Source organism: Dyadobacter sp. (assembly GCF_051859145.1).
GTDB lineage: Bacteria > Bacteroidota > Bacteroidia > Cytophagales > Spirosomataceae > Dyadobacter.
In genome coordinates this window covers 1-1753 of sequence record NZ_JBHYGF010000537.1, presented here as the reverse complement: position 1 = coordinate 1753, position 1753 = coordinate 1, and the positions used below count along the sequence as shown (strand labels likewise).

Below are 1753 nucleotides of genomic sequence, written 5' to 3'. Positions count from 1 at the left end.
GGAAATGTCCGCTTGTATCGCTACCGCAGTTCCTCCATTGTGAACAATTTCGCTGACCACCTTTTCTGCATTTGATCTGCTGGAAGCGTAATTGACAACCACTTTCGCGCCTTCTCTGGCAAATGCTTTTGCTATTCCCGCACCAATTCCCTTTGATGAGCCGGTGACTACGGCAACTTTATCTTTTAATTTAAAGCTCATTTTAGTAACTGTTTTAATGAGCTGCAAAGCTATATGGTACATTCTCCTACGTCAAGTATGTACCTTTTAGTATCTTACATACCTTAAAGAATGTATTATTAATTATCAGTCAATTAAAAATGAAAAAATACAAGCATTCATGCCCGGATATGCCTACTTGCTCAGTTGATTTTGCATTCAGACGGATAGGTGGAAAATATAAAGGCAGGATCTTATGGTACCTGCATGAGCATTCGATCCTGCGCTATGGGGAACTGGGCAGGACTTTGCCGGACGTGACAACCAAGATGCTGACGCAAACGCTGCGGGAACTGGAAGCCGACAACCTCATCGCCCGGAAAGTGTATCACGAAGTACCGCCCAAAGTGGAATATACATTGACCGAAGTCGGGCAAGAGCTGATCCCCTTTATTGAATACCTCCGGCAATGGGGCGAGAAGCAGATCAAAAAAGGTTCGGTAGCATAATTTGTTGGAGAACTTACGCCAGCTGCGCGGCGCTGATCTCTTGAAAGGCAGTTGCCATATCTCGGATCAGCTGGCCAGGTACCCCCCATCAACCGGATAATACGAACCAGTAACAAAGGATGATTTCGGACCGCTCAGCCATAATACCAGCTCTGCCACTTCCTCCGACTCTCCCAATCTGCCGACCGGGTGTTTGGTCACCAGCCAGTCGAGGGTACCGGCATCCATATCTTTAAGAAGTGGTGTTTTGATGAAAGCAGGTCCAACTGCATTGGCCCGGATACCTTTTGCACCGTATTCTAGGGCTATATTCTTGGTCAGCCCTACCACTCCGTGCTTGGCAGCCACGTATGCAGCACTATTGGCGAAGCCGACATTCCCCAGGATCGACGCCATATTTACGATCGTGCCACCTCCTGCATTCAGCATGGCAGGGATCTGGTACCGCATTCCGTAGAATACACCTGAAAGATTGATCGCGATCACTTTATCCCAGGCCTCAATCGGATATTCTCCAACCGGCGCCGAGGCACCGCCTATCCCTGCATTGTTGCAGGCAATGTGCAGCGCGCCGTAAGTAGCCACAGCTGCATCCACAAGTGCTGCATTATCTGCCGGTGAAGATACGTCGGCCCTAAAAAAGAAGGAATCGCCACCTGCCTGTTGTATCATTTCTACTGTTTCCAATCCTTCCTTCTCCTGCACATCGGAAACGACCACTTTTGCTCCCGCAGCTGCATAAGTTAGTGCTACACTTCTGCCAATTCCTGAGCCTGCTCCTGTTACAATCGCAACTTTATCCAGTAAATCCATGATTCAAAGTGTTAAGTGAAAGATGTTACGAAGGTATTGACAGGCTGCATTGCAGCAGGTGACTTAGGCAGCGATTGAAAATGACATTTGTCAGCTTTTCGCGCGCATTGACATAGTTTGATGGGTTACCTCTAAGAAAGGCAAAGTAGCTGCTGGCACCATTTTTGACCCTTTGCACTGCGGCGAAATTTCCGGGATTGCTTCAAGCAGTCCCTCAAAACAATGACAAAACCCACTGTCCGAAATCATTAACACTTACCCCGCCGCTCCAC

At 48.0% G+C, this 1753-nt stretch carries 3 protein-coding genes; 1 reads left to right on the top strand and 2 read right to left on the bottom strand.

Features of this window, described 5'->3' with window-relative positions:
- Positions 1-201, bottom strand: a 201-nt coding sequence (locus tag ACTIE6_RS23565; RefSeq protein WP_439558962.1) for an SDR family NAD(P)-dependent oxidoreductase, incomplete at its 3' end; no start/stop codon positions are given.
- Positions 202-320: 119 nt separating this feature from the next.
- On the opposite strand from ACTIE6_RS23565, the gene ACTIE6_RS23560 reads away from it, so the two are divergent.
- Positions 321-668: a winged helix-turn-helix transcriptional regulator gene (locus ACTIE6_RS23560; RefSeq protein WP_439558961.1), complete on the top strand. Its 348-nt coding sequence runs from the start codon at positions 321-323 to the stop codon at positions 666-668.
- Between the two features lie 66 nt (positions 669-734).
- On the opposite strand, the gene ACTIE6_RS23555 is transcribed toward ACTIE6_RS23560, so the two are convergent.
- Positions 735-1481: an SDR family NAD(P)-dependent oxidoreductase gene (locus ACTIE6_RS23555; protein WP_439558960.1), complete on the bottom strand. Its 747-nt coding sequence runs from the start codon at positions 1479-1481 to the stop codon at positions 735-737.
- Between the last annotated feature and the right edge of the window lie 272 nt (positions 1482-1753).